Consider the following 18,348-nt stretch of genomic DNA (forward strand, 5'->3'; position numbering starts at 1 on the left):
CCGGCTCAGGAGACGGTGCCGGCCATCCCCCCGCCGCCGGCGTCGATGCCGCCGCTCGGCTTGGGCGCGGCGAAGGGAGTGTTGTCCGGTCGGCACGTCGTTCCGACCGGCGGGAGGGTGCCGTCGATGAGGTAGCGGCTTTCGTGGGCCTTGACGCAGCTGCTGGGGTTGCTCAGTGCCGTGTGACCGTACCCGTCGTTGGTGAGCAGGCGGGCGTCGGCCAGTTCCTCGACCACGGCCTGCGAGCCCGAGTAGGGAGTGGCAGGGTCGTAGATGGTGCCGACCACCAGGACGGGGTGCGCCGTGGGCTTGTTCCACGGGCCGCGGTAACGGTTGGCGGCAACCGCCGGCCAGGTGGCACATCCCTCGGTGGCCCACGTCCAATAGCGGCCGACGTCCCCCGCACGGCTGGCGCTGGCCTCCTCCAGAGCGTGGTAGACACCGGGGTCACGTGGATTGGGGCTGTCGCCGCAGAACACCGCAGCGGCCTGTTCCTCGCCCAAGTACGGATTCGGGTTCGGGACCGGTGGTGCGGGCGGGAGCGCGGAGGGTCCCGGGACGCGGCCGCGCCACAGCTCCTGCAGCCTGTCGGCGAGATCGGTCCACCCGGGGTGAACGATGTAGAGGCTGCTCACTACGTCAGCGACCGTGCCGGCATAGGTCGACGTGCCCACGGGATGCTTCCGAAGCCGCTGCATCAGCTGGTCGAACTTGTCCCGGGTAGCTTTCGGGCTACCGGCGGAGAAGGCGCAGCGGGCGGTGGTGGTGGACCCGCACAGGGCGAGGAACCTGTCCACGACCGCTGCCGCACCGCGGTCCGAGCCCGAGCGCAGGAATGCCGTCAGCCGGGCGTCGTCGGAGGCGTGGTTCGTCCAGGCCTGCGGGTCCCAGTTGCTGTCGAGGACCATGGCGCGCACCTTGCCCGGGAAGAGGTTGGCGTAGGTGGCGCCCAGGAACGTGCCGTACGAGGTTCCCAGGTAGGTGAGCTGTGACTCTCCCGTCGCCCGGCGGAGCTGGTCGAGGTCGCGAGCGGTGTCGGCGGTCGAGACATGACGCAGGAGCTCGGGGTCCCGCCGCTCACAGCGCCGGGCCAGCTCCTTGTACGCGGCGATCCAGGCCGTTCGCTCCTTTTCGCCCACCGGGAAGCCCGCCGCTTTGCTCGCGGTCCAGTCGGCGGCTGCTTTGCGGCTCGCGAAGCAGTTCACCGCAGTGCTGCTGCCGACCCCGCGGGGGTCCCAGCTGACGATGTCGAACCGCTCCCGCACCTCGCGTGGGAAGGACTCGTAGTTCTGCGGCATTTGGACCGTCCCTGGCCCGCCGGGTCCGCCGGGGTTGAAGAACAGGGTGCCGATGCGTCGACCCGGGTCGGTCGCCTTCCGTTTGACGACTGCCAGTTCGATGGCGCGACCACCCGCGTGGTTGTAGTCCAGCGGCACCTTCGCGGTCGCACAGTCGAACGGGCTGCCTTGAACGCAGGGTCTCCAGACCAGCGCCGGGGCGGGCACCGACGGTGTCGGCATACCTGCGGGTCCTCCGGCCGCGGCGAAGTCCTGCCCGGCCAGAGCGGTCGAGCAGATCACCGACGCGGCGATGACCGCGGCGCAACCCCGACGACCCGCTGTCGGTCCAGATATGTGCATGGCTTGTCCTTCCGCGGCTGAGTGCCGGACACCCTTCTGCGTTGGATGTCTGCACCCATCCGTGTCAACGGCACCGCGGCTCGGCAAGGCGCGCGAGCCGGCTGCGGCCAAATGGCCGAACCACCGCCACCGTGTCGCCGGCGACGAGGCCCGTAGCCCCCGGCCAGCTCCTGGCCTTCCTCCGCACGGGCGAACCGACCGGCCGACTACGGGCGTACAGCAGGTCACCACCGCGCTCGCCGCGCCGCACGCCCGTGACACCACCGCCCTGCGCCGCCACCTGCTGCCCCCGCCCACGCCGGCGCGGCCATCACATCCATGTCCGCCGCAGAATTCGACGCTCTGCCTCTCTGGACGTCGATGCCCGTACAGACGCGGTGCGGCCTGGCCGAGCGCCGCCACCGTCCGGCCGCATCGTGGGCGATGTCGTGTGCCCTCGCTGGTGGGACCAGACGGTCGGCCAAGGCATCGCCGACCGGATGTGTCACTTGAGGGAGTCGTTTTGAGCTGACTCCTGCCGCCGCTGGTACTGCTCGTTCCAGAGGGCATCGGCCCAGTTGCGCGGGTGGGCGGTGTGTCAGGTGGTGATGGTGGCGACGGGTTCGAGGCCGTAGGTTCGGGCGTAGCCGTTCTCGGTGCCGACGAGGAGGTCGATGACCTCGAAGTAGCGTTCCCAGAACGGGGTTTCGCGCAGTGCGTCGATGAGGAGCTGGTAGGCGTGGTGGTCTTCGGCTTCCCACACCCAGACGTCGGTGACGCGCGCGGAGTAGAACTCCGTGTCGTAGAAGCGTGACCGGACGCCGGCGGTCTTGGCCTCGATGGCCGGCAGGACCTGGGTGGTGAAGGCGTCCACGCGTTCCTGGACGGTCAGGGCGAGCCACTCGGGTGTGGTCTTGACCAGTATGAAGGCCGTGACCGGCGGTTCGGTCTTTTCAGCGGGCATCAGGGTGCCTTCCAAAGTGGCAGGTGGTCTTGGTTCGCCGGGCTCTACGTGTTCCGGCGCCGGGTGCTGGACTTCAGGAGAGGACGGCGGGCTTGAGGGTCTGGGCGCACCACCGCTCGAAGCTGGTGGGGAAGGTGGTGTCCGGGGTGCGGGCGATGCCGGCGTCGAGGCCCTCGTCCTTGGCCCGCTTCATGTCGACGATGCCCTGGACGAATGCCTCGTTGAGGCCGTAGCCGACGAGGGTGGTGTACAGCTCGTCGAGCGGCTGGCGTTCGTAGCGGACGGGGCGGCCGAGCTGTTCGGTCATGATGCGGGCCAGGTCGTTGGGGGACAGGTCCTGCGGCCCGAGGACCGGGATGCTGTCGGTGCCGGTCCACGAGCGGTCCAGCAGCAGGCCGGCGGCGGCGGCCGCGATGTCGGCGACAGCGACGAAGGGGGCCTTGCGGTCGGCGTCGACGGAGTCGGTGAAGACGCCCTTCTCGCGGATCGAGTCGGACTCCTCCAGGAGGTTCTCGAAGAAGGATGGGTTGGCCAGGGCCCGGTAGGCGACGCCGGTGCCGGCGATGAGGTCGTCCATGGCGAGGGAGGCGGTGACGAGGCCGGCCCGGTCGGCGAGCGGGGTGCCGCGGCCGAGCGCGGAGACGCCGACGACATGGCCGACGCCGTGGGCGGCGAGTGCCTTGACGGCGGGGCGGGTGAAACCGCTGTAGGCGTCCTGCGGGGTCAGGGAGGCGTCCGGGGGGGACGAGCCAGAAGACGACGTCCGCACCCTCGAAGGCACGGTCGAGGACCTCGGCTTCTGCGTGTGAGCCGGTGACCACCTCGACGCGTCCGCGCGCCGCGTCCGGAAGCCGGGCGGGATCGCGCACGATCACGCGCAGTTCCTCGCCCGCGGCGGGGGCGGACTCCAGGAGCAGGGCGAGCAGGTGACGGCCGATGTTCCCGGTGGGAGCAGTAATGACGATCACGAAAACCTCGTAGTCGGGCTGGTTCGGTACGCCCCTCATCCTGCTGAGGATCTCCGTGCTGCCACAATGGGAACTTCAGCACGGAATCATTGACTGAAATGGAATAATGCTGGTGAGCAGCCCGGATCCGGTCATCGACGCCAATCTCGCCATCGCGCTGGACGCTCTGCTGGCCGAGCACAGCGTGACCCGCGCCGCCGCACGTCTGCACACCTCGCCCGCCGCCATGAGCCGCACCCTCGCCCGTCTGCGCCGCATCCTCCAGGACCCCCTCCTGGTCCGGGCCGGACAGACCATGGTGCCCACCCCACGCGCCCAGGCCCTGCGCGAAGAAGCCGCCACAGTGGTACGCAGCCTCGGAGCGCTGCTCAGTCCTGGCGCGAGCGTCGATCCCGCCGGCCTCCGCAGCACCTTCACCCTCCAAGCCGCCGACCTGGTCGGCGCGGCACTGGCCCCCGGACTTCTGCAACTGGCCCAGCGGGAGGCGCCGGGAGTCTCGTTCCGGATCCGGGGCGAAGAACTGGAGGCCGGACCCGCCCTGCGCGACGGCCGGATCGACCTGGAGATCGGATCCATCGACCACGTGGACCCCGAAACCCAGGTCGAAGAACTGGTCAGCCTCCGCATGGTGGCGGCCGTCCGGCCCGGCCATCCGCTCACCGAAGGGCCGCTGACCCCAGTCCGGCTTGCTGCCGCCCAACACGTCGTGGTCAGCCGCCGCGGCCGGTTCACCGGCCCGCTCGACGCCGCCCTGGCCGAGCAGAACCTCCACCGGCGGGTCAGCGTCGTCCTTCCCAGCCACCTGGCCGCGATGGCCCTCGCCGCCCGCAGCGACGTCGTCTGCCTCGTACCCGCCGCACTCCCTGGTGCTGCCCCGTCGCCCCTCACCCACGACGCCAACGCCCTCGGACTGCACCTCCTCGACATCCCCCTGGCACTGCCACCACTGACCATCGGCATGGCCTGGCACCCCCGACACACAGCCGACGGAGCCCACCACTGGCTCCGCAACACCGTCCGCCGGACTCTCTGCACACCGACAGCAGCTTCTGAGATCACCGTGGCGGACGCGATCGACTCCGAGTAGTACGACACCGCCCCGGCCTATGCGGACGCCTGCTCCAATCAGCCAGCTAAGTTTCTAGCCTGGAGATCGCCGACGACTACCTCCGCGCCGAGCGCACGCGAATTGGCTGCGCGTCCGTCGTCGCGGCGGACCATCGCGCGCACCGGCATGCCCTGCGTGCGGAGCTCGAGGACCGTACGGCCGACGCCACCGGCGCTGGCGATGAGGACGAGGTTGCTGGCATTCATTGGCCGATCTCCTCGCTGAGTAGCGCGGTGGGGAAGCAACTGCGGGATTCGATGCGAGCCAGGCGGCGGCAGCAGTCGTCTCCGCATCAGGCGGGCGCGCGGACCGAGCAGCAGCGCAGCGATGACGGCCCACAGGGCGAGTGCGACGACGGGGCTGCGACGTGCACGCAGTCGAAGCAGCTCAGGTCGGTGATCACGCGGACGGCCGCGCCGGGCGCGGTAGCAGTGCGGAGCTGAACGAGGCGCTGGTTAACGGCAACAAACGCAGCTTCACCGCGAGCGCGGGCCGTGCCGCTATTGCCTGACCTACCCTAGGCCGTTGGTACCCGCATAGCCTCCGCCTCGGCGATCCGCTTGGGTCCGTGCGGGCCCCGTCGTCAGACGCTCTTGCGGGTCGGGTGCCGGGCGCGTCAGCTGTCGGCTTTGTCCTCCTGCCCGGCCGCGTCGCCGATGGCGACGCGCAGGTCATGCATGCCTTGCAGGATGTCGATGAGGGCTTCTTCCGCCCCGCTCAGAGCGCGTCGGGTTCCCTCCGTATCGCCGCGCTCCGCGTGCAGCTGGGCGCTGAGCGCGTACACCGCTGTCATGACGGCGGCGAAGGCGGCCTCCCGGCCGGGTGGCAGTTCTTCCGCCTCCGGTTCGGAGACCTGCAGCGCGGTGCGCTGTAGCCTGTTCGTCAGGACGTTGACCGCGATGCCGGGATCCGCTCCTAACTGTTCCCCCCAGCCGAGCAACGTCTCAAGGACATCTTCGATCTCCCCTTCCTCGGTCAGACGGGTTGCGGCGGTGATCTCGAGCTCCGTTTTCGCCAGCAGACTGCCCAGCAGGTGCAGGCGGTCTTCTTCCTGCGGCCCCTCGGGTCGCTTCTCCGGGTCAGCCACCGGCTCAGCCGCCAGAGCGGCGAGCGCTGTGTAGATCTGCTCAGCGCTTAGCGGGTGCTCGCTACTGATGCTCACGCCTTCAGCTTCCCCCAGCGACGGCATATCCGCCCGCCCAGACACCTTCGAGTCCCAGGCTGCACTTCCCGCTGTCCACTGCCCGGGCGGAGAGCGACCCGCATCCAGCGACTACGTGGCCGATTACGGGCCGACCGTGGCACTCAGCCTGCTGTCATGCGACGGCACCCAGCCGCCGTGTCACCAGTCCCGGTCTCCCGAAGCCTGTATGGCTTGGATCTCGAATGTGGGCGCCTGGACCGCCACCGACCACCCCGGACCGCCAGCCGTCGACGTCGGCCGACCGCGCTCCCGATCGCACCTGGCGCACCGACATGCACGGCGTCCACGTTGGCCCGGTTGCGGCCGTACCGGATCAGCCAGCCCGCCGCCCGGGCTTTGCGCGCGCCCCGGCTCCCCGCCGTTCCGCCTTCTGCTGTCTCTTGTCCGCGATCCACCGGTCGGTGAGGGCCAGCTGCCGGGTGGCCTGCTGCTCGACGACGCAGCGAGCGAGACGCAGCATCTCGAGCCAGGACAGCGGGTGTATTTCGTTCACATTTTCGATACCGGGAGGAGGCCGGAGGGCTGCCGGAGTCTGGTAGCCGGCCAGCAGGACGAGCGCTTGTGGTGGGCGAGCAGGGCGGCAGGCCGGTAACAGCACGGGCTTGCCGCTGGCCATGTCCACGACCCAGATCCCCTGGGCGTCGAGAGAGAGTACGGCGGCAAGGAGCTTGAGGAGCTCCGGCTCGTCGTTGGCGACGCGGCGGGACAGCAGCGTGTCGCCGCTCTCGTCGGGGACTAGGCGGTGGCGGTGGCCGATCGTTCCCGCGGAGTCAATGCCGCCAACGACCACGCCGGCATGGCCGTACGCAGCGATCTATGTCGCACTTCCCGATGTGGCGACCGGGTCATCGTGGGACGCCGGGCGGCCAAGCCACTACAGCCACGGACAGCAGCCAGCCAAAAGCCGCACCTGGCACCCCTGGGCGGCCCAACAACACGAAGCGCTCGGCCATCCCGTTCCAGGAACGTAAGGCCGGACTGAGGCGCTCAGTCACACTGGTCGGACGGGCGACGGCGTGTCCGGAACGCCGTGTTCTTCGCACTGCACGATGAATGGATCGCCTTCCCCCGCCGCTACTCCCCGGAGGTGGCATGGACCAGCTCTACCTGATCGAGCTTCCCAAATGCGCCCCCGCGCTACCCGACGCCGCCAACACGACGGCCGATTGATCGGCTACACCGCGGCAAGGGGCCTTCTCACGGATGTTCTATGGGCGGCGGTTCACCACCACACCCCTGTCCGTAGCGCGTTCCATGTGTCCGGGCCGACGATGCCGTCGGCTGTGAGCCCCGCGTGACGTTGCACGGTGACGAGCGCTCTGGCGGTGGCTTGGTCGATGATGCCGTTCATGGGCAGTGGCGGGTTGTAGCTGGTCCAGCTGGTGTTCTCGTTGATCAGGCACTGGACCTCGGTCACTCGTTTGTCCGGGTAGGTGACGCCCGCCCGCACCGGCCCGTACCCGTGGTAGTACCCGCATGAGTAAGCCGGGTGGACCGTGGCCGGGCTGGTGGTGGCGCCTGCCGGGCCGACGGCGAGGCAACCGGTGAGTGCTACGGCCGAGCTGAGGAGCAAGACGCGCTTCCGTGTGTCCATCGTCGTCCCTCAGAGGCTGTCAGCACTTGTCGTGTGTCAGCGCGTGCCAGGTGTCCGGGCCGACGATGCCGTCGACCGCGTAGCCGCAGTTGTACGCACTGTTCGTGTTCTTCTGGAAGGCCACCACCGCGTTGTACGTGTGGGTGCCGAAGTCGCCGTCGACCGGGGGGTTGCCGAGCAGATCTGCGTAGCCCCAGTGCACCAGCAGGCACTGGGCCTCCCTCACAGCCGCACCGGTGGAGCCCCGCGAGATCGTGGGATGGGAGGTGACCGGGGTGCAGCCGTAGGCGGCCGGCGACGCGCTGGTGGCCGCCGCAGTCATGGCTGGGGCGGCGGTGGCGGCCGGGGCGGCGGCGATCAGGCCGCCACTGAGCAGGGTCGCGCCGGTGAGTACTGCGGCGCGGGAGATCAACGACATGCTTACCTCCGGTGGAAGACGGCCGGGCGCCCGAGTGAGACAGGCGACGGGCCGGATGCATGGTCCGATGGCCGGTGCCGTCCCCCGTGAAGCTGTCCGGCACCGACCAGGTTCCAGGTTTCCGGGCCGGCGCGTTGTTGCGCACCCTCGTTCCACGGCGTGCAACAATTTCTCCAAGGCACCCTGGTACTTGGGGAATTGTGCGAAACCTCAGGTCGGCAAGTTGTAGCGGCTTGACGATCACGCGTTGGTCGAGGCCCCCCACGTTGCGCCGACGGGAAGCGGGGATCTGACCTACCGGGCCTTGGCGCAGCGCACACCGTATTCGGCGGCCACGCTGTCACGGGACGCGTCAGTCATGTGCGCACGCGACGCAGCCGCGCAGCCACGAAACAAGAGCATCTTCGGGCGAGCTCAACGTTCCGAGTTCGCCTGCCCTTGCCGTCAGCTCGTCGAAGCTGGTGCGGAGCAAGGCGTCGAGCAGCACCTCGCGTGTCGCCGCGCGGCACTCAGGATGCTTTCAGGTGTCCGGTGGCACGGTCGTTGTCCATGACCCATGCAACTTCTGAGACTTCCGAGATTCCCGCGGGCGGCGGGCCTGCCGCTCCGACGCGACACCGGCTGCGCTGGAACAAGGTGCCCGAGGTCACCGTCTACTTCTGGATCATCAAGGTGCTGTGCACGACGGTCGGCGAGACTGCGGCCGATCTGCTGAACGAGAAGGCGGGCCTTGGCCTGACCGGTGTTTCGGTGTTGATGAGCGCCCTGCTGGCCTTGGTGCTGGTGGTGCAGTTCCGTACGAGTGCGTACCGGGCGGGTGTGTACTGGCTCGCCGTGGCCTTGATCAGCGTCGTAGGCACCCTGATCAGCGACAATCTCACCGACAACATGGGCGTGCCGTTGGAGACGAGTACGACGGTGTTCGGGATCGTCCTCGCGGTCGTGTTCGTGGTCTGGTATCGCCGGGAGCGGACGCTGTCCATCCACAGCATCGACACCACCGGCCGCGAGTCCTTCTACTGGCTCGCGGTGCTGTTCACCTTCGCCCTGGGAACTGCCGCCGGTGACCTGGTCTCGGAGCGCATGGACCTCGGCTATTGGCTGTCCGCGGTCCTGTTCGCGGCGGCCATCGCCGCGGTGGCCGTCGCGCACTTCGCGCTCGGTCTCGACGCGGTGTGGAGCTTCTGGATCGCCTACATCCTCACCCGCCCCCTCGGCGCATCGATCGGCGACTACCTCTCCCAGCCGACCGGAGACGGCGGCCTGGGCCTGGGCACTGTGATCACCAGTGCGCTGTTCCTGGCGGTCATCCTCGGTCTGGTCGTGTACCTGGGTGTGACGCGCAAGGACGTCGCCGAGCCGACGGGGTCCCCCCGGCACACGGCCTGACCTGCCGAGCGGCCCGCGTTCAGGATACGTTCAGGCTCTTCGTGCCACGGTCAACGATCTCGGCCGCCGTCGGCGGTCGGCTCATCTCACAGGGCGCTCGTCCCGCTCCCCGGGGACGAGCGCCCTGTCGTTCGACCGGACAGGAGAAGTTGAGTTGGAGAAACCGGAGGTCCTCACCGACCTCGGCGTGGCGAGCACGTCGAGTACGACCAAGTCGGTGATGAAGAAGCTGCCTGAGGTCACGCTGGCTTTCTGGATCATGAAGATCGCGGCGACGACCCTGGGCGAGACGGCGGGCGACCTCTTCGCGCAGACACTGAAGCTGGGCTACTTCCTCACCACGATCGCGCTGTTCCTGGTCTTCGTGGTGACGCTCGTGATCCAGCTGCAATCCAGCCGCTACAACCCGTTTTTCTACTGGACCGTGATCCTGTCGACCAGCATGGCCGGCACCACGATGTCCGACTTCATGAACCGCGACGCCAGCGCCAAATACCTCTCGAACGGCGCGAAGAAGCTGGGCTGGGGCCCGCAGGGCCTCGGCCTCGGCTACCCCGCCGGAGCGGCGATCCTCATCTCGATCCTTTTGGCGATCTTCCTCGCCTGGAAGCTGAGCGGGATGACGTTCCAGATCCGTGACATCGTCACCTTCAAGGGGGAGGCCCTGTTCTGGTCGGCGATCCTTGTGTCGAACACCCTCGGCACGTCTATGGGCGACTTCCTTTCCGACAGCTCCGGCCTCGGCTACGCCGGCGGTGCCCTGCTGGTGACCGGGGTGCTCGCCGTGCTCGCGGCGCTGATGAAGGTGCCTGCGGTTTCGAACGTGCTGCTGTTCTGGATCGCCTTCGTCCTGACCCGCCCGCTGGGCGCCACCGCGGGTGACTTTCTCACCAAGCCGGTCGCCAAGGGCGGCCTGGACCTCGGTACCGCGGGCTCATCGGCCGTCTTGCTCGCTGTGCTGTTCGGCTTGATGGCCTACGCCCAGGTGCAGGAGCGCCGGACTGCCGCCCGGCCGACAGAGGAAGAGGAGGCCCCGACCACCCGGCGGGCAGGCTGATCGTGAACCCGGCTCCGGGCGCGTGCCCGGGGCCGTAGGAAACCCCGCCGCCGACGGCGCGGGCCAGGGCGCGGGACGACGCCGCGAAGAACTCGTGTGGTGGCACGGACAGGTCCGTGGCCGGTGAGCACCCTGCCGGCCAGCGGTGCATAGGTATTTGTGGCCGACCGCCCGCTGTCTGGCCGATCGGAACTGATGTACAAGTGAAGGCTGCAACCTCCGGTCGGCCCATGCCTGGGGAGGGCACAGCGGTCTGCCGAACCGTGCTCGTTTCGATCGATCGTTTCAGGGGGGCATCATGCGCATACGTTTACGTGCCTGGATTCTGATGGGCGCGGGCCTGCTCGCCGTGGGCGCCGGTCCGGCGTACGGGGCTGACACGTCGTCGGCCGAGTCGGCGGCGGCGTCAGTGCAGTACACCGTGCAGGACCTCGGCACCCTGGGCGGTACCCGCAGCGAGGCGACCGCCATCGACGGCAACACGGTCGTCGGGAGCTCACTGACGAGCGGCGACGCCGCCGAACACGCCTTCGCATACGACCTGCGCAGACACACCATGACCGATCTCGGCACGCTGGGGGACTCCAGCAAGGCGACCGGCGTGGAGGGGGATTACGTCGTCGGGGAGTCGGACCTCTCCACCGACGGACCGGCTCATGGATTCACCTACAACCTCCGGACCCGACGGCTCGTCGACATCGGCACTCTCGGCGGCAGCAGCACCAACATCACCGGCCTCGACGGTGACACCGTGGTGGGGACGTCGTCGCTGTCCGGCGACGTGGTCACCCACGCGTTCGCGTACAGCCTGCGCACCCGGACCATGACCGATCTCGGCAGCCTCGCCGGCCCGTCGGGCCACAGCACCGCGGCGGCCGTCAGCGGTGCGATCGTCGTGGGCAGCTCCTCCCTGCCGAACACGCCTGCCACCACCATGCACGGGTTCGCGTACAACGTGCGCACCCGGACGGTGGCCGATCTCGGCACCCTCGGCGGAAGCTCCAGCACAGCCAACGACATCAGTGGTTCAACCGTGGTCGGTCAGTCTCGAACGGCCGGCAACGGCCTTGCCGGATACGCCTACGACCTCCGCACCGGCATCCGCACGGACCTGGGGTCCCACTTCCTGACCGCGCAGCTGATCAGCGGGAGCACTGTGATCGGCGGCGACGGCTTGCTCTCCAGCTCGTTCGACCTCAAGACGCACACAAGTGCCGTGATCGGCTCCGGGCGTGGTGTCACCGAGGTCAAGCAGATCACCGGGAACGTCATGGTCGGTGACAACTTCGCCCCCAACTCCTTCGCCTTCGTCGCCCGCGTCGACAACGGCGACTTCACCTACCTGGCCTCCCTCGGCGGCCTCAACTCCTCCGCGAAGCAGGTCAACTGCCACGGCGTCGTCGCAGGCAGCGCAGCACTTCCGCCCGCTGACCCGGTCTCTGCCAACGGCCCTTTCCACGCCGCCGTCTGGGTACCGGGACACGGTGGCGTAGGGGAGCGAAGCCGTGCGGGTCAAGGCGAGCGGCTTCGGTAGGCCTTCTGCGCGGACCTGGCGGTCTGCCGAAAAGCTGGGGCCAGGGCCGAAGGGGTCCAGCACCTAGACGATCAAGTCCGATGTGTTCGATCGCCTGCGACGGCCAACTGAATGGCGGGCGCGCTGGGGGCTCGAACTCAAGCGCGGGAACTTCCGGCACAGGCGCCGCGTTTCTCCCGCATGCTGGCTATGTGGGGCGCCGCGCTTCCGGCGATGGCCTTTCTCCTGTTCGTCTGCGGCGCGGCCGAGTTGATGATGCGGCGATTCAAGCGGCGCAGCGTCCTCCACCGCGGCCGCGGTTCTGAGCACCGCCCCCTGACAGGATCCGCGTTCAACGAATTCGACCTGGTATTCAACGGCAACAAATCGATCGAGATCGAGCAGCAGCAACATGAGGCGAACCGCCGCGACGACCAGGACGACGGCGCCCCGCCGCGCACGCGTGTCGACCTGGCCGGCGGCACGGCCCGCATCGTCCTCGCGCCCGACCGCGAGGCCGTTCACCGGCCGCGCGGGGGTGCGCAGCAACCCACTGAGGAGCCCCATGGCAAGCTCCTCTGCCCGGCAACTGCAAGACCGAGGCGGCGTTCCCTTCAAAGGATCCGCACCCTTCTCGCGGTGGCGTGCCACGGCAGTGGCACGCTCCTCGCTATGCATGAAGATCGGCAGGGCAGGACAACGGCGAGTGTGTGGGGGCGTATCGCGTGCGCCTGGGCGGTCGCTTTCGCCATGCTTCATTTCTACTGGGCGCTGGGCGGCAACTGGGGTCTGAGTGTCTCGGCGGGGCCCCTGGCCGAGGAACGCCCGGCGTGGTTCGTGGCGGTGGGCCTGTGGGGTGTGGGGGTGCTGTGCCTTGTCGGCGGTGTGCTGGGATGGCTTCTCGCCCGGCCGCGGCCCCGTGGTCTGGCCGGACGGGTGGTCAAGGCTCTGGGCTGGTCTGTTTGCGCTGTACTGCTGGTGCGCGGCATCGCGGTTGAGATGCTGTTGCTGACCGACACAGCGGGCCAGGAGGCAGACGTAAGCCCGGAACAGCGGCTGTGGACGCTGGTGCTGTGGAATCCCTGGTTCCTGGTCGGCGGTCTTGTCTTCGGCCTGTCCGCCCGGGAGTTCGGAAGAGCGGACGGTTCGATTGGCGGAACCGCCTGAATGGCGTCGGGGATCACGAGCAGACTATCCGAGATCATTGCGTGACTGATCGATGCCAACCCTTCCGGCTCCGTCTCCGCCCCGTCGGGGACCGACGACACGTACTGCCAGAAGTCCTGGAGGAACACGGTCAACCGGGCGGTGCTGGTCACGGAGTACTGGAGCAACGGCTCGACGTCGACGGCGACGCTGAACGCGCTTCAGGGCACGGGACTTCTGGTGGCCCACCGACCGCGTCAAGCCCGGCAGCGTCACCGTGACGCTTCTCCCGGCCACCTGAAACTGCGGTCGGCACAGCAGGCTGGGTTCGCCCCGTGACACGTATGGTCTTCCTTGATCGGTCAGGGTCGTTTCGTGGGGGCTGGGCATGATCCGCTATACCGATGACATTGCCAAGGCCGACGAAGGCATGCTGTGCGGGTTCTTCGTTGGTTGGCCCAAGCCGCCTTCGCCCGCACAGCACTTGGCCGTGCTGCGTGGGAGCTTCCGCGCGGTGCTCGCGATCGACGAAGCGGCGGGTCGTGTCATCGGATTCGTGACCATGATCAGTGACGGCGTGCTCACTGCGGCTATTCCTTGGCTGGAGGTCCGTCCCGGTTACCAAGGCCAGGGAATCGGGAGCGAGCTGATGCGCCGCATCCTGGAGGGCACGGAGCGGTTCTACTCGGTGGACCTGCTCTGCGACGCGCCGCTGCAGCCGTACTACGCCCGCTTCGGGATGACCCCGGTGGCCGGCGCGGCCCTGCGCCACCCCACGGCACTGCGCGGCGGCGCCATCGCAGGGCAGCACGGGCGGGACGCTGGGCCCTGACGCCAAGCTCGTCATCGCTCTTCGCGGGCATCCTCCGGGGCCCCGATCCAGCGGCTCGTCTCGACGTCGGCGGATGTGTCCCGCACCAGGGTCGGCGCGATCACCAGTTCCTCGACGACCGTCCGCTGCGGGAGCGTGGCGCACAGCAGGACGGCTCGCGCCACGTCCTGCGGCTGCACCATGGCGGCCCGCGCCTCCTCGCCCGGCGGGACGGCGCGGTCGTCCAGGATCGGCGTGTTCACTTCGCCGGGCAGGATGGAGATGGCGCGGACGAGGTCGTTGCGGAAGGTGTTGCGCAGATACGTCATGAAGTTGCGGACGCCCGCCTTCGCCGCGCCGTACGGGGCTCCGCCGAGCAGGGTGGGCCGCACCGCGGCCAGCGACGAAACCGTGATGACCGTGCCGCCGCCGTGCGCCAGCATGTCCGGGAGGACGGCCTGGGTGAGCAGATAGACCGCGGTGAGGTTGACGCCCATGACGGCGTTCCACTCGGCCTCGCTGATCCAGCGGACGTCGAGCACCCTGCTCGCGCCGCCCGCGTTGTTGACCAGGATGTCCACGGGTCCCGCCATCTCCCGCGTCCACGCGACGAGTTCGCGGACCTCCCCGGCGTTCTCGACGTGCGTGGGGCGGGTGAAGGCCGTGCCACCGGCGTCCTCGACGGCCGTGGCCACCTCCTCGAGGAGGTGCGGCCGGCGTCCGACGAGGATCACCGTCGCGCCCGCCTCGGCGAGCAGCAGCGCCGTCTCCCGGCCGATGCCGGTGCCCGCCCCGGTGATCAGTGCGGTCTTTCCGTCGAGGAGTCCCATGGGCTTCATTCCTCCCAGCCGTGGGCGCGCCGCACGCCCTCAGGTCAGGATGCCCTCGCAGAAACCGTCGGCGACACCCGGCCGGAAGCGGATCTCGGCGGGCTGTTCTCGCCGACGGGGGTGGCAACGTCGTTCGAAGGTGCGGTACATCGATGGAGTGCCTGCGCGGCGGCTGTTCGGCACCGATTGCTGCTTCGGACAAGACACTGGGGAGGACACGTGGGGGAGCTGGCCGCATATGAGGTCTGGCATGGTGACTGCTTGGTCGGCGAGCTGTGGGACGTAAGCGTCGATCAGCCGTGGTTTCTTGGCCGGTTCGTGCCAGGAGCGGGATGGGATGAGCTCAGCCCGCTCTTTGCCGCGCAGGAGGAGGCGCGACGCCGGCACTTCCCTGAGCACCTGATCGGGGCGATTGCCGCCGTGCGAAATCTCGAAGTGGAATTGCGGCCCGTGGCAGGCGGTGAGCCGATTCACCCCTGGATGATCTACCTCAGCGAAGGGCGAGCCAGCTTCCGGTATTGACCTGTCACCATGCGGCGGCAAGCTGGAGGCGCTCCGGAACACCCTGGGCACGGGCGTAGGGCCGGAAGCGGGGGAGAAGGCCGTCTACGAGGCGGATGCAGCGGGGCTGCGCCGATGCGACGGCCAGGAGCAAGGACTGGGTGGCGGCTGCGAGGGGGCGCGGGCTCTTTCAGATCGAGGTAGCTCGCGGCACGGTAGGCCAGGAACACCCCGCGGTTCTTCTCCCACCGCAGGACTCACCTTGCCCCTGCGGGACGTGGTCGTCCGACCACGGAACTGCGGCCAGAGCCAAATTCAAATAGCCCCCTCAGCGCATTGGTATGGCGAGGCAGCGTGGGTGGTGCGGGTACCTCCGTTGAACGGCAGACAGCTGCGCCACCGTTGAGGTTGCCGTTCGATGGCACAGGTCGGTGGGGGCCTCAATGTTCTCCGTCAAGCGTGCGGGGCAGTTGCGGTCCGGGGTCGATCTTCTTCGTGGGCATGAGAGTGTCTGGGTGTGTCTGAGATCAGTGTGCTGCGGGCGGCCTTGGCTGAGGCTTCGTCTCCTTCGTGGTCGCACCGTGTCCGTGCCGGGTGTGACCTTGCTGCATTCGCTGATGTTCCCCAAGCGGCGGAGAAGTTGGTGGGTCTGCTGCTGGACGCTGCGGACACGGCGGTGACTCGGCAGGCGGCAGAGGCCCTGGCCCGGGTGGGGACGGTGGCGGCCGTGAGACTCATCGCTCTCGCGGTTGCCGAGGCCGACGACAACCAGGCTGACTGGATGCGGACCGGGCTGGATGACGCGCTCGCGGGACTGGACAGCGCGCCAGATATCGCGGCGGTCTGCGGGCGGCTCGCCCGGGACCCGGCAGGAGCTGTCCGTCGGGGAGCCGCGGAGATCTTGGCGTGGACACAGGACACATGGTGCTGAAGTGGGTCGGACTGTTTGTCGACCCCGCGCTGAAGGACGCGCTGCGCCATCTCCGATCTGTGAAGTCTCAGCAGCCGTCCGCTGCGGACTCCGCCGAGTTCGCTGACTGGCGGGAGAGGATCGCTGAGGCCTTGGATGCGTCGGCATGTGTGCTGGTCCTCGAGGAGGACCAGGTCAAGGCCAGAGCGGAGACGGCTGCGGCGCGGAAGCAGGCTGCAAAGGTCCGACGCCGGGGCGCGACCAGGGCTGGCGAGCGCTGATATTGCGGGTGGCCGATATTGCGGGTGGCCATCCACATGGTGACGTCGCGGACGATGTCGTTGACGCTGGTCGAGACAGCGACCTCATGTTCGCTCCGGGTGGTGTCGCTGCGGGACGACCTCGTAGCCGCCTTCGTCCAACACGGCCACCGAGGCGAATCAGGCGGGGGCGTCCTCGTTGGGCTGGATGACGACGAAGGCGTTGTCGGAGTCGTTGAGGTCGCTGGCCATCGTGAACAGCGCATCCTCGGACGGGTCGTCGATGCGGTCGCCGTCTCGCTGTCGGCACCGTAGTACCGGTCCCATCTGCTGCTTCTCCCTTCGCCTCGTACTGACACAGGGACGTCGTCTCCCTGCTCCGATATTCGAGCCGACCCTTGATCAAAAGCGCGAGCTGCCAACTGGTCACTCGCTGCGCTCACCCGGCGCTCCAAGGCACCGGTCCGGATAATGTCTTGATCCGCCCCAGGTCGAGCGGAACACTGTCGCGGTGCTGCGCCTGGCCGGAGACCGCCAGGCGGTGCCAGATACGACGTCCCGGGAGTGCCCACCGATGCCAGACCTCGTGCCCGCCCTACCTCCGGGCTACCAGGCAGCCCCAGCGACAGCCAATGACATCAGCACCATCCATCGCCTCGTCTCGGCTTGCGAGCGCGAGCTGCACGGCCGGTGGCAGACCGACCCCGGGGGCATCGCTGCCGTCCTCGCCCGGCCGGGGCTGGTCCCACAGCTGGACACCCTGCTGATCCACGACCAGGCGGGACAACTGGCCGCTCGTGCCTGGGTGAACCGGCGCTCCGAGGTGGACGTCCACCCCCAGCATCGGGGCCGCGGTCTCGGCACCGTGCTCCTGGACTGGACCGAGGCCAGGGCCCGCCAGACAGGGAGCGAACAGATCGTCCAGACCGTGCCGGACGACGATACGAACGCCGTCGCACTGCTGCGCTCCCGCGGATATGAGCCGATGGTGACCGAATGGCTGCTGGAGATCGCCATGCCCGACGAGCCAGCGGTACCCGAACCGCCTACGGGCATCATGGTGAGGCCGTTCCTCTCCGGCGATGAGCATGATGCGCACCAGCTCATCGAGGACGCCTTCGATGAATGGCAGCAGCGGCGCAAGTCCTACCAGGAGTGGGCCCAGCACACCGTCGAACGCCCCACTTTCGCCCCCGAGATGTCAGCGCTGGCCTTCCATGGCGCCCAACTGGTCGGCGCCGCACTCTCGTTGGACCTCCCAGAGACCGGCGAAGGCTATATCGAAGAGGTCGCCGTACACCGTGACCACCGCAACCGGGGCATCGCCCGCCTACTGCTACGTCAGGCCTTCCGTGCCTTCCATCGGCAGGGCCGGCGGACCTGCACCCTCGCTACGCACTCTGACACCGGCGCGCTCGCCCTGTACCTACGCGTGGGCATGACGGTTCGACACAGCTCCACGGTCTACCGGAAGAGCCTGCGGACGGTCTAGTGGTCAATTCGCTCTTCGCCTGATCGTGGTCAGCATGGCATGAGGGGCAGACCAGCCGGTTCGGCAGCGGCTGTCCCCGGCCAAGTGGATCTCGGTGGTCAGTTCGCCGTGGGAGCGGCCGATGGCATGGTCGGCCGGCTCACCTGATGGGGCCCCTTTTGGAGGGCCCCGGCGGCTTGCTGGCGGGCGCGGACGATGGTGGAGTTCACCGCTACGACCCAGTCCAGATCGTCTTCGGCGTCGGCCTGGACGAGCAGGGCAGTGAACACTCGCGCCGAGGTGCCGTCGATCGCCCAGTTCCGCAGCCGCGTGTAGAGATCCTTCCAGGATCCGTACTCGGGCGGCAGGCACCCACTGCAAGCCGGTCCGGAACTCCCACGCGATCGCGTCGATGACCTGTCGGTGATCCCGTCAGCGCCCACCCCGCCTGGGGGATCGGTCTCGCAACGACGGCTCGATTCGCGCCCAGTGCACAGCAGTTGACGTCACGCCCAGACCAACGCCCCGATCGTCGGGAGAGGAGCAGGGTCACCGCGCGGCCGGGAAGATACGCCCGCCCACACG

General features: G+C 68.5%; 17 protein-coding genes and 4 pseudogenes. 10 read left to right on the top strand and 11 right to left on the bottom strand.

The annotated features are described in order from the left end of the window. Positions 1-5: 5 nt before the first annotated feature. From ACWGJM_RS42355 to ACWGJM_RS42365, 3 genes and pseudogenes are all read right to left on the bottom strand, one after another. Positions 6-1,520, bottom strand: a complete 1,515-nt coding sequence (locus tag ACWGJM_RS42355) for an alpha/beta hydrolase (RefSeq protein ID WP_453417097.1) — start codon at positions 1,518-1,520, stop codon at positions 6-8. Between the two features lie 697 nt (positions 1,521-2,217). Beyond that, a complete protein-coding gene (locus ACWGJM_RS42360) occupies positions 2,218-2,583 on the bottom strand; it encodes a darcynin family protein (RefSeq protein ID WP_453417098.1) in 366 nt (121 codons plus the stop codon). A gap of 73 nt (positions 2,584-2,656) precedes the next feature. Beyond that, positions 2,657-3,551 (bottom strand): annotated as a pseudogene (locus tag ACWGJM_RS42365) (NAD(P)H-binding protein). A gap of 106 nt (positions 3,552-3,657) precedes the next feature. Here ACWGJM_RS42365 and ACWGJM_RS42370 point away from each other — a divergent pair. Further along, entirely contained in the window at positions 3,658-4,638 is a 981-nt protein-coding gene (locus tag ACWGJM_RS42370; protein ID WP_453417099.1) for a LysR family transcriptional regulator, read from the top strand. A gap of 38 nt (positions 4,639-4,676) precedes the next feature. On the opposite strand, the gene ACWGJM_RS42375 is transcribed toward ACWGJM_RS42370, so the two are convergent. The 6 genes and pseudogenes from ACWGJM_RS42375 to ACWGJM_RS42400 form a co-directional block, all read right to left on the bottom strand. After that, positions 4,677-4,865, bottom strand: coding sequence for a hypothetical protein (locus ACWGJM_RS42375; RefSeq protein WP_453417100.1), 189 nt, complete (start codon positions 4,863-4,865; stop codon positions 4,677-4,679). Between the two features lie 410 nt (positions 4,866-5,275). Continuing rightward, the gene (locus tag ACWGJM_RS42380; RefSeq protein ID WP_453417101.1) at positions 5,276-5,821 is read right to left on the bottom strand and encodes a hypothetical protein; all 546 of its coding nucleotides are present in this window, start codon (positions 5,819-5,821) and stop codon (positions 5,276-5,278) included. Positions 5,822-6,446: 625 nt separating this feature from the next. After that, positions 6,447-6,653: pseudogene (locus tag ACWGJM_RS42385) on the bottom strand (IS110 family transposase); the annotation flags it as partial. A gap of 432 nt (positions 6,654-7,085) precedes the next feature. Then, the gene (locus ACWGJM_RS42390; protein ID WP_453417102.1) at positions 7,086-7,457 is read right to left on the bottom strand and encodes a peptidoglycan-binding domain-containing protein; all 372 of its coding nucleotides are present in this window, start codon (positions 7,455-7,457) and stop codon (positions 7,086-7,088) included. A 19-nt stretch (positions 7,458-7,476) separates the two neighbouring features. Beyond that, the gene (locus ACWGJM_RS42395) at positions 7,477-7,875 is read right to left on the bottom strand and encodes a peptidoglycan-binding domain-containing protein (protein ID WP_453417103.1); all 399 of its coding nucleotides are present in this window, start codon (positions 7,873-7,875) and stop codon (positions 7,477-7,479) included. Positions 7,876-8,242: 367 nt separating this feature from the next. After that, positions 8,243-8,371, bottom strand: a pseudogene (locus tag ACWGJM_RS42400) (TetR family transcriptional regulator); the annotation flags it as partial. A gap of 53 nt (positions 8,372-8,424) precedes the next feature. Between ACWGJM_RS42400 and ACWGJM_RS42405 the strand changes: the two are divergent. The 5 genes from ACWGJM_RS42405 (at position 8,425) to ACWGJM_RS42425 (ending at position 13,812) form a co-directional block, all read left to right on the top strand. Continuing rightward, positions 8,425-9,264, top strand: coding sequence for a COG4705 family protein (locus ACWGJM_RS42405; protein WP_453417104.1), 840 nt, complete (start codon positions 8,425-8,427; stop codon positions 9,262-9,264). Between the two features lie 220 nt (positions 9,265-9,484). Beyond that, positions 9,485-10,321 carry a COG4705 family protein gene (locus tag ACWGJM_RS42410; RefSeq protein ID WP_453417133.1) on the top strand — a complete coding sequence of 279 codons (837 nt, stop codon included), beginning with the start codon at positions 9,485-9,487 and terminating at the stop codon, positions 10,319-10,321. Between the two features lie 298 nt (positions 10,322-10,619). Then, a complete protein-coding gene (locus ACWGJM_RS42415) occupies positions 10,620-11,855 on the top strand; it encodes a hypothetical protein (RefSeq protein ID WP_453417105.1) in 1,236 nt (411 codons plus the stop codon). Positions 11,856-12,068: 213 nt separating this feature from the next. Continuing rightward, positions 12,069-13,001: a DUF3995 domain-containing protein gene (locus tag ACWGJM_RS42420; protein ID WP_453417106.1), complete on the top strand. Its 933-nt coding sequence runs from the start codon at positions 12,069-12,071 to the stop codon at positions 12,999-13,001. 367 nt (positions 13,002-13,368) lie between these two features. After that, positions 13,369-13,812 (top strand): GNAT family N-acetyltransferase, encoded by a 444-nt coding sequence (locus ACWGJM_RS42425; RefSeq protein ID WP_453417107.1) that lies wholly within the window; start codon positions 13,369-13,371, stop codon positions 13,810-13,812. Between the two features lie 11 nt (positions 13,813-13,823). Here the strand turns inward: ACWGJM_RS42425 and ACWGJM_RS42430 are convergent, their stop codons facing one another. Further along, the gene (locus ACWGJM_RS42430) at positions 13,824-14,621 is read right to left on the bottom strand and encodes an SDR family oxidoreductase (protein ID WP_453417108.1); all 798 of its coding nucleotides are present in this window, start codon (positions 14,619-14,621) and stop codon (positions 13,824-13,826) included. Positions 14,622-14,840: 219 nt separating this feature from the next. Here ACWGJM_RS42430 and ACWGJM_RS42435 point away from each other — a divergent pair, with 219 nt between their 5' ends. The 3 genes from ACWGJM_RS42435 to ACWGJM_RS42445 all read left to right on the top strand — a co-directional run bounded on the left by ACWGJM_RS42435 (position 14,841) and on the right by ACWGJM_RS42445 (position 16,313). Further along, entirely contained in the window at positions 14,841-15,143 is a 303-nt protein-coding gene (locus tag ACWGJM_RS42435; protein WP_453417109.1) for a hypothetical protein, read from the top strand. A gap of 496 nt (positions 15,144-15,639) precedes the next feature. Beyond that, a complete protein-coding gene (locus tag ACWGJM_RS42440; protein ID WP_453417110.1) occupies positions 15,640-16,053 on the top strand; it encodes a HEAT repeat domain-containing protein in 414 nt (137 codons plus the stop codon). After that, on the top strand, positions 16,044-16,313 hold the full coding sequence (locus ACWGJM_RS42445; protein ID WP_453417111.1) for a hypothetical protein: 270 nt from the start codon (positions 16,044-16,046) through the stop codon (positions 16,311-16,313). Before ACWGJM_RS42440 ends, ACWGJM_RS42445 begins: the two co-directional genes overlap by 10 nt. On the opposite strand, the pseudogene ACWGJM_RS42450 reads toward ACWGJM_RS42445, so the two are convergent. Further along, positions 16,304-16,651 (bottom strand): annotated as a pseudogene (locus tag ACWGJM_RS42450) (hypothetical protein); the annotation flags it as partial. The gene ACWGJM_RS42445 and the pseudogene ACWGJM_RS42450 sit on opposite strands and share 10 nt — an antisense overlap. 215 nt (positions 16,652-16,866) lie before the next feature. On the opposite strand from ACWGJM_RS42450, the gene ACWGJM_RS42455 reads away from it, so the two are divergent. Beyond that, positions 16,867-17,784, top strand: coding sequence for a GNAT family N-acetyltransferase (locus ACWGJM_RS42455; protein WP_453417112.1), 918 nt, complete (start codon positions 16,867-16,869; stop codon positions 17,782-17,784). Positions 17,785-18,348: the final 564 nt, after the last annotated feature.

It is taken from the genome of Streptomyces sp. NPDC054834, from assembly GCF_053611185.1.

Coding starts and splice junctions, on each gene's coding strand:
- ACWGJM_RS42355 (WP_453417097.1), bottom strand. CDS start 1,520: ATGCCGACACCGTCGGTGCCCGCCCCGGCGCTGGTCTGGAGACCCTGC.
- ACWGJM_RS42360 (WP_453417098.1), bottom strand. CDS start 2,583: ATGCCCGCTGAAAAGACCGAACCGCCGGTCACGGCCTTCATACTGGTC.
- ACWGJM_RS42370 (WP_453417099.1), top strand. CDS start 3,658: ATGCTGGTGAGCAGCCCGGATCCGGTCATCGACGCCAATCTCGCCATC.
- ACWGJM_RS42375 (WP_453417100.1), bottom strand. CDS start 4,865: ATGAATGCCAGCAACCTCGTCCTCATCGCCAGCGCCGGTGGCGTCGGC.
- ACWGJM_RS42390 (WP_453417102.1), bottom strand. CDS start 7,457: ATGGACACACGGAAGCGCGTCTTGCTCCTCAGCTCGGCCGTAGCACTC.
- ACWGJM_RS42395 (WP_453417103.1), bottom strand. CDS start 7,875: ATGTCGTTGATCTCCCGCGCCGCAGTACTCACCGGCGCGACCCTGCTC.
- ACWGJM_RS42405 (WP_453417104.1), top strand. CDS start 8,425: ATGACCCATGCAACTTCTGAGACTTCCGAGATTCCCGCGGGCGGCGGG.
- ACWGJM_RS42410 (WP_453417133.1), top strand. CDS start 9,485: ATGAAGAAGCTGCCTGAGGTCACGCTGGCTTTCTGGATCATGAAGATC.
- ACWGJM_RS42415 (WP_453417105.1), top strand. CDS start 10,620: ATGCGCATACGTTTACGTGCCTGGATTCTGATGGGCGCGGGCCTGCTC.
- ACWGJM_RS42420 (WP_453417106.1), top strand. CDS start 12,069: ATGGCCTTTCTCCTGTTCGTCTGCGGCGCGGCCGAGTTGATGATGCGG.
- ACWGJM_RS42425 (WP_453417107.1), top strand. CDS start 13,369: ATGATCCGCTATACCGATGACATTGCCAAGGCCGACGAAGGCATGCTG.
- ACWGJM_RS42430 (WP_453417108.1), bottom strand. CDS start 14,621: ATGGGACTCCTCGACGGAAAGACCGCACTGATCACCGGGGCGGGCACC.
- ACWGJM_RS42445 (WP_453417111.1), top strand. CDS start 16,044: ATGGTGCTGAAGTGGGTCGGACTGTTTGTCGACCCCGCGCTGAAGGAC.
- ACWGJM_RS42455 (WP_453417112.1), top strand. CDS start 16,867: ATGCCAGACCTCGTGCCCGCCCTACCTCCGGGCTACCAGGCAGCCCCA.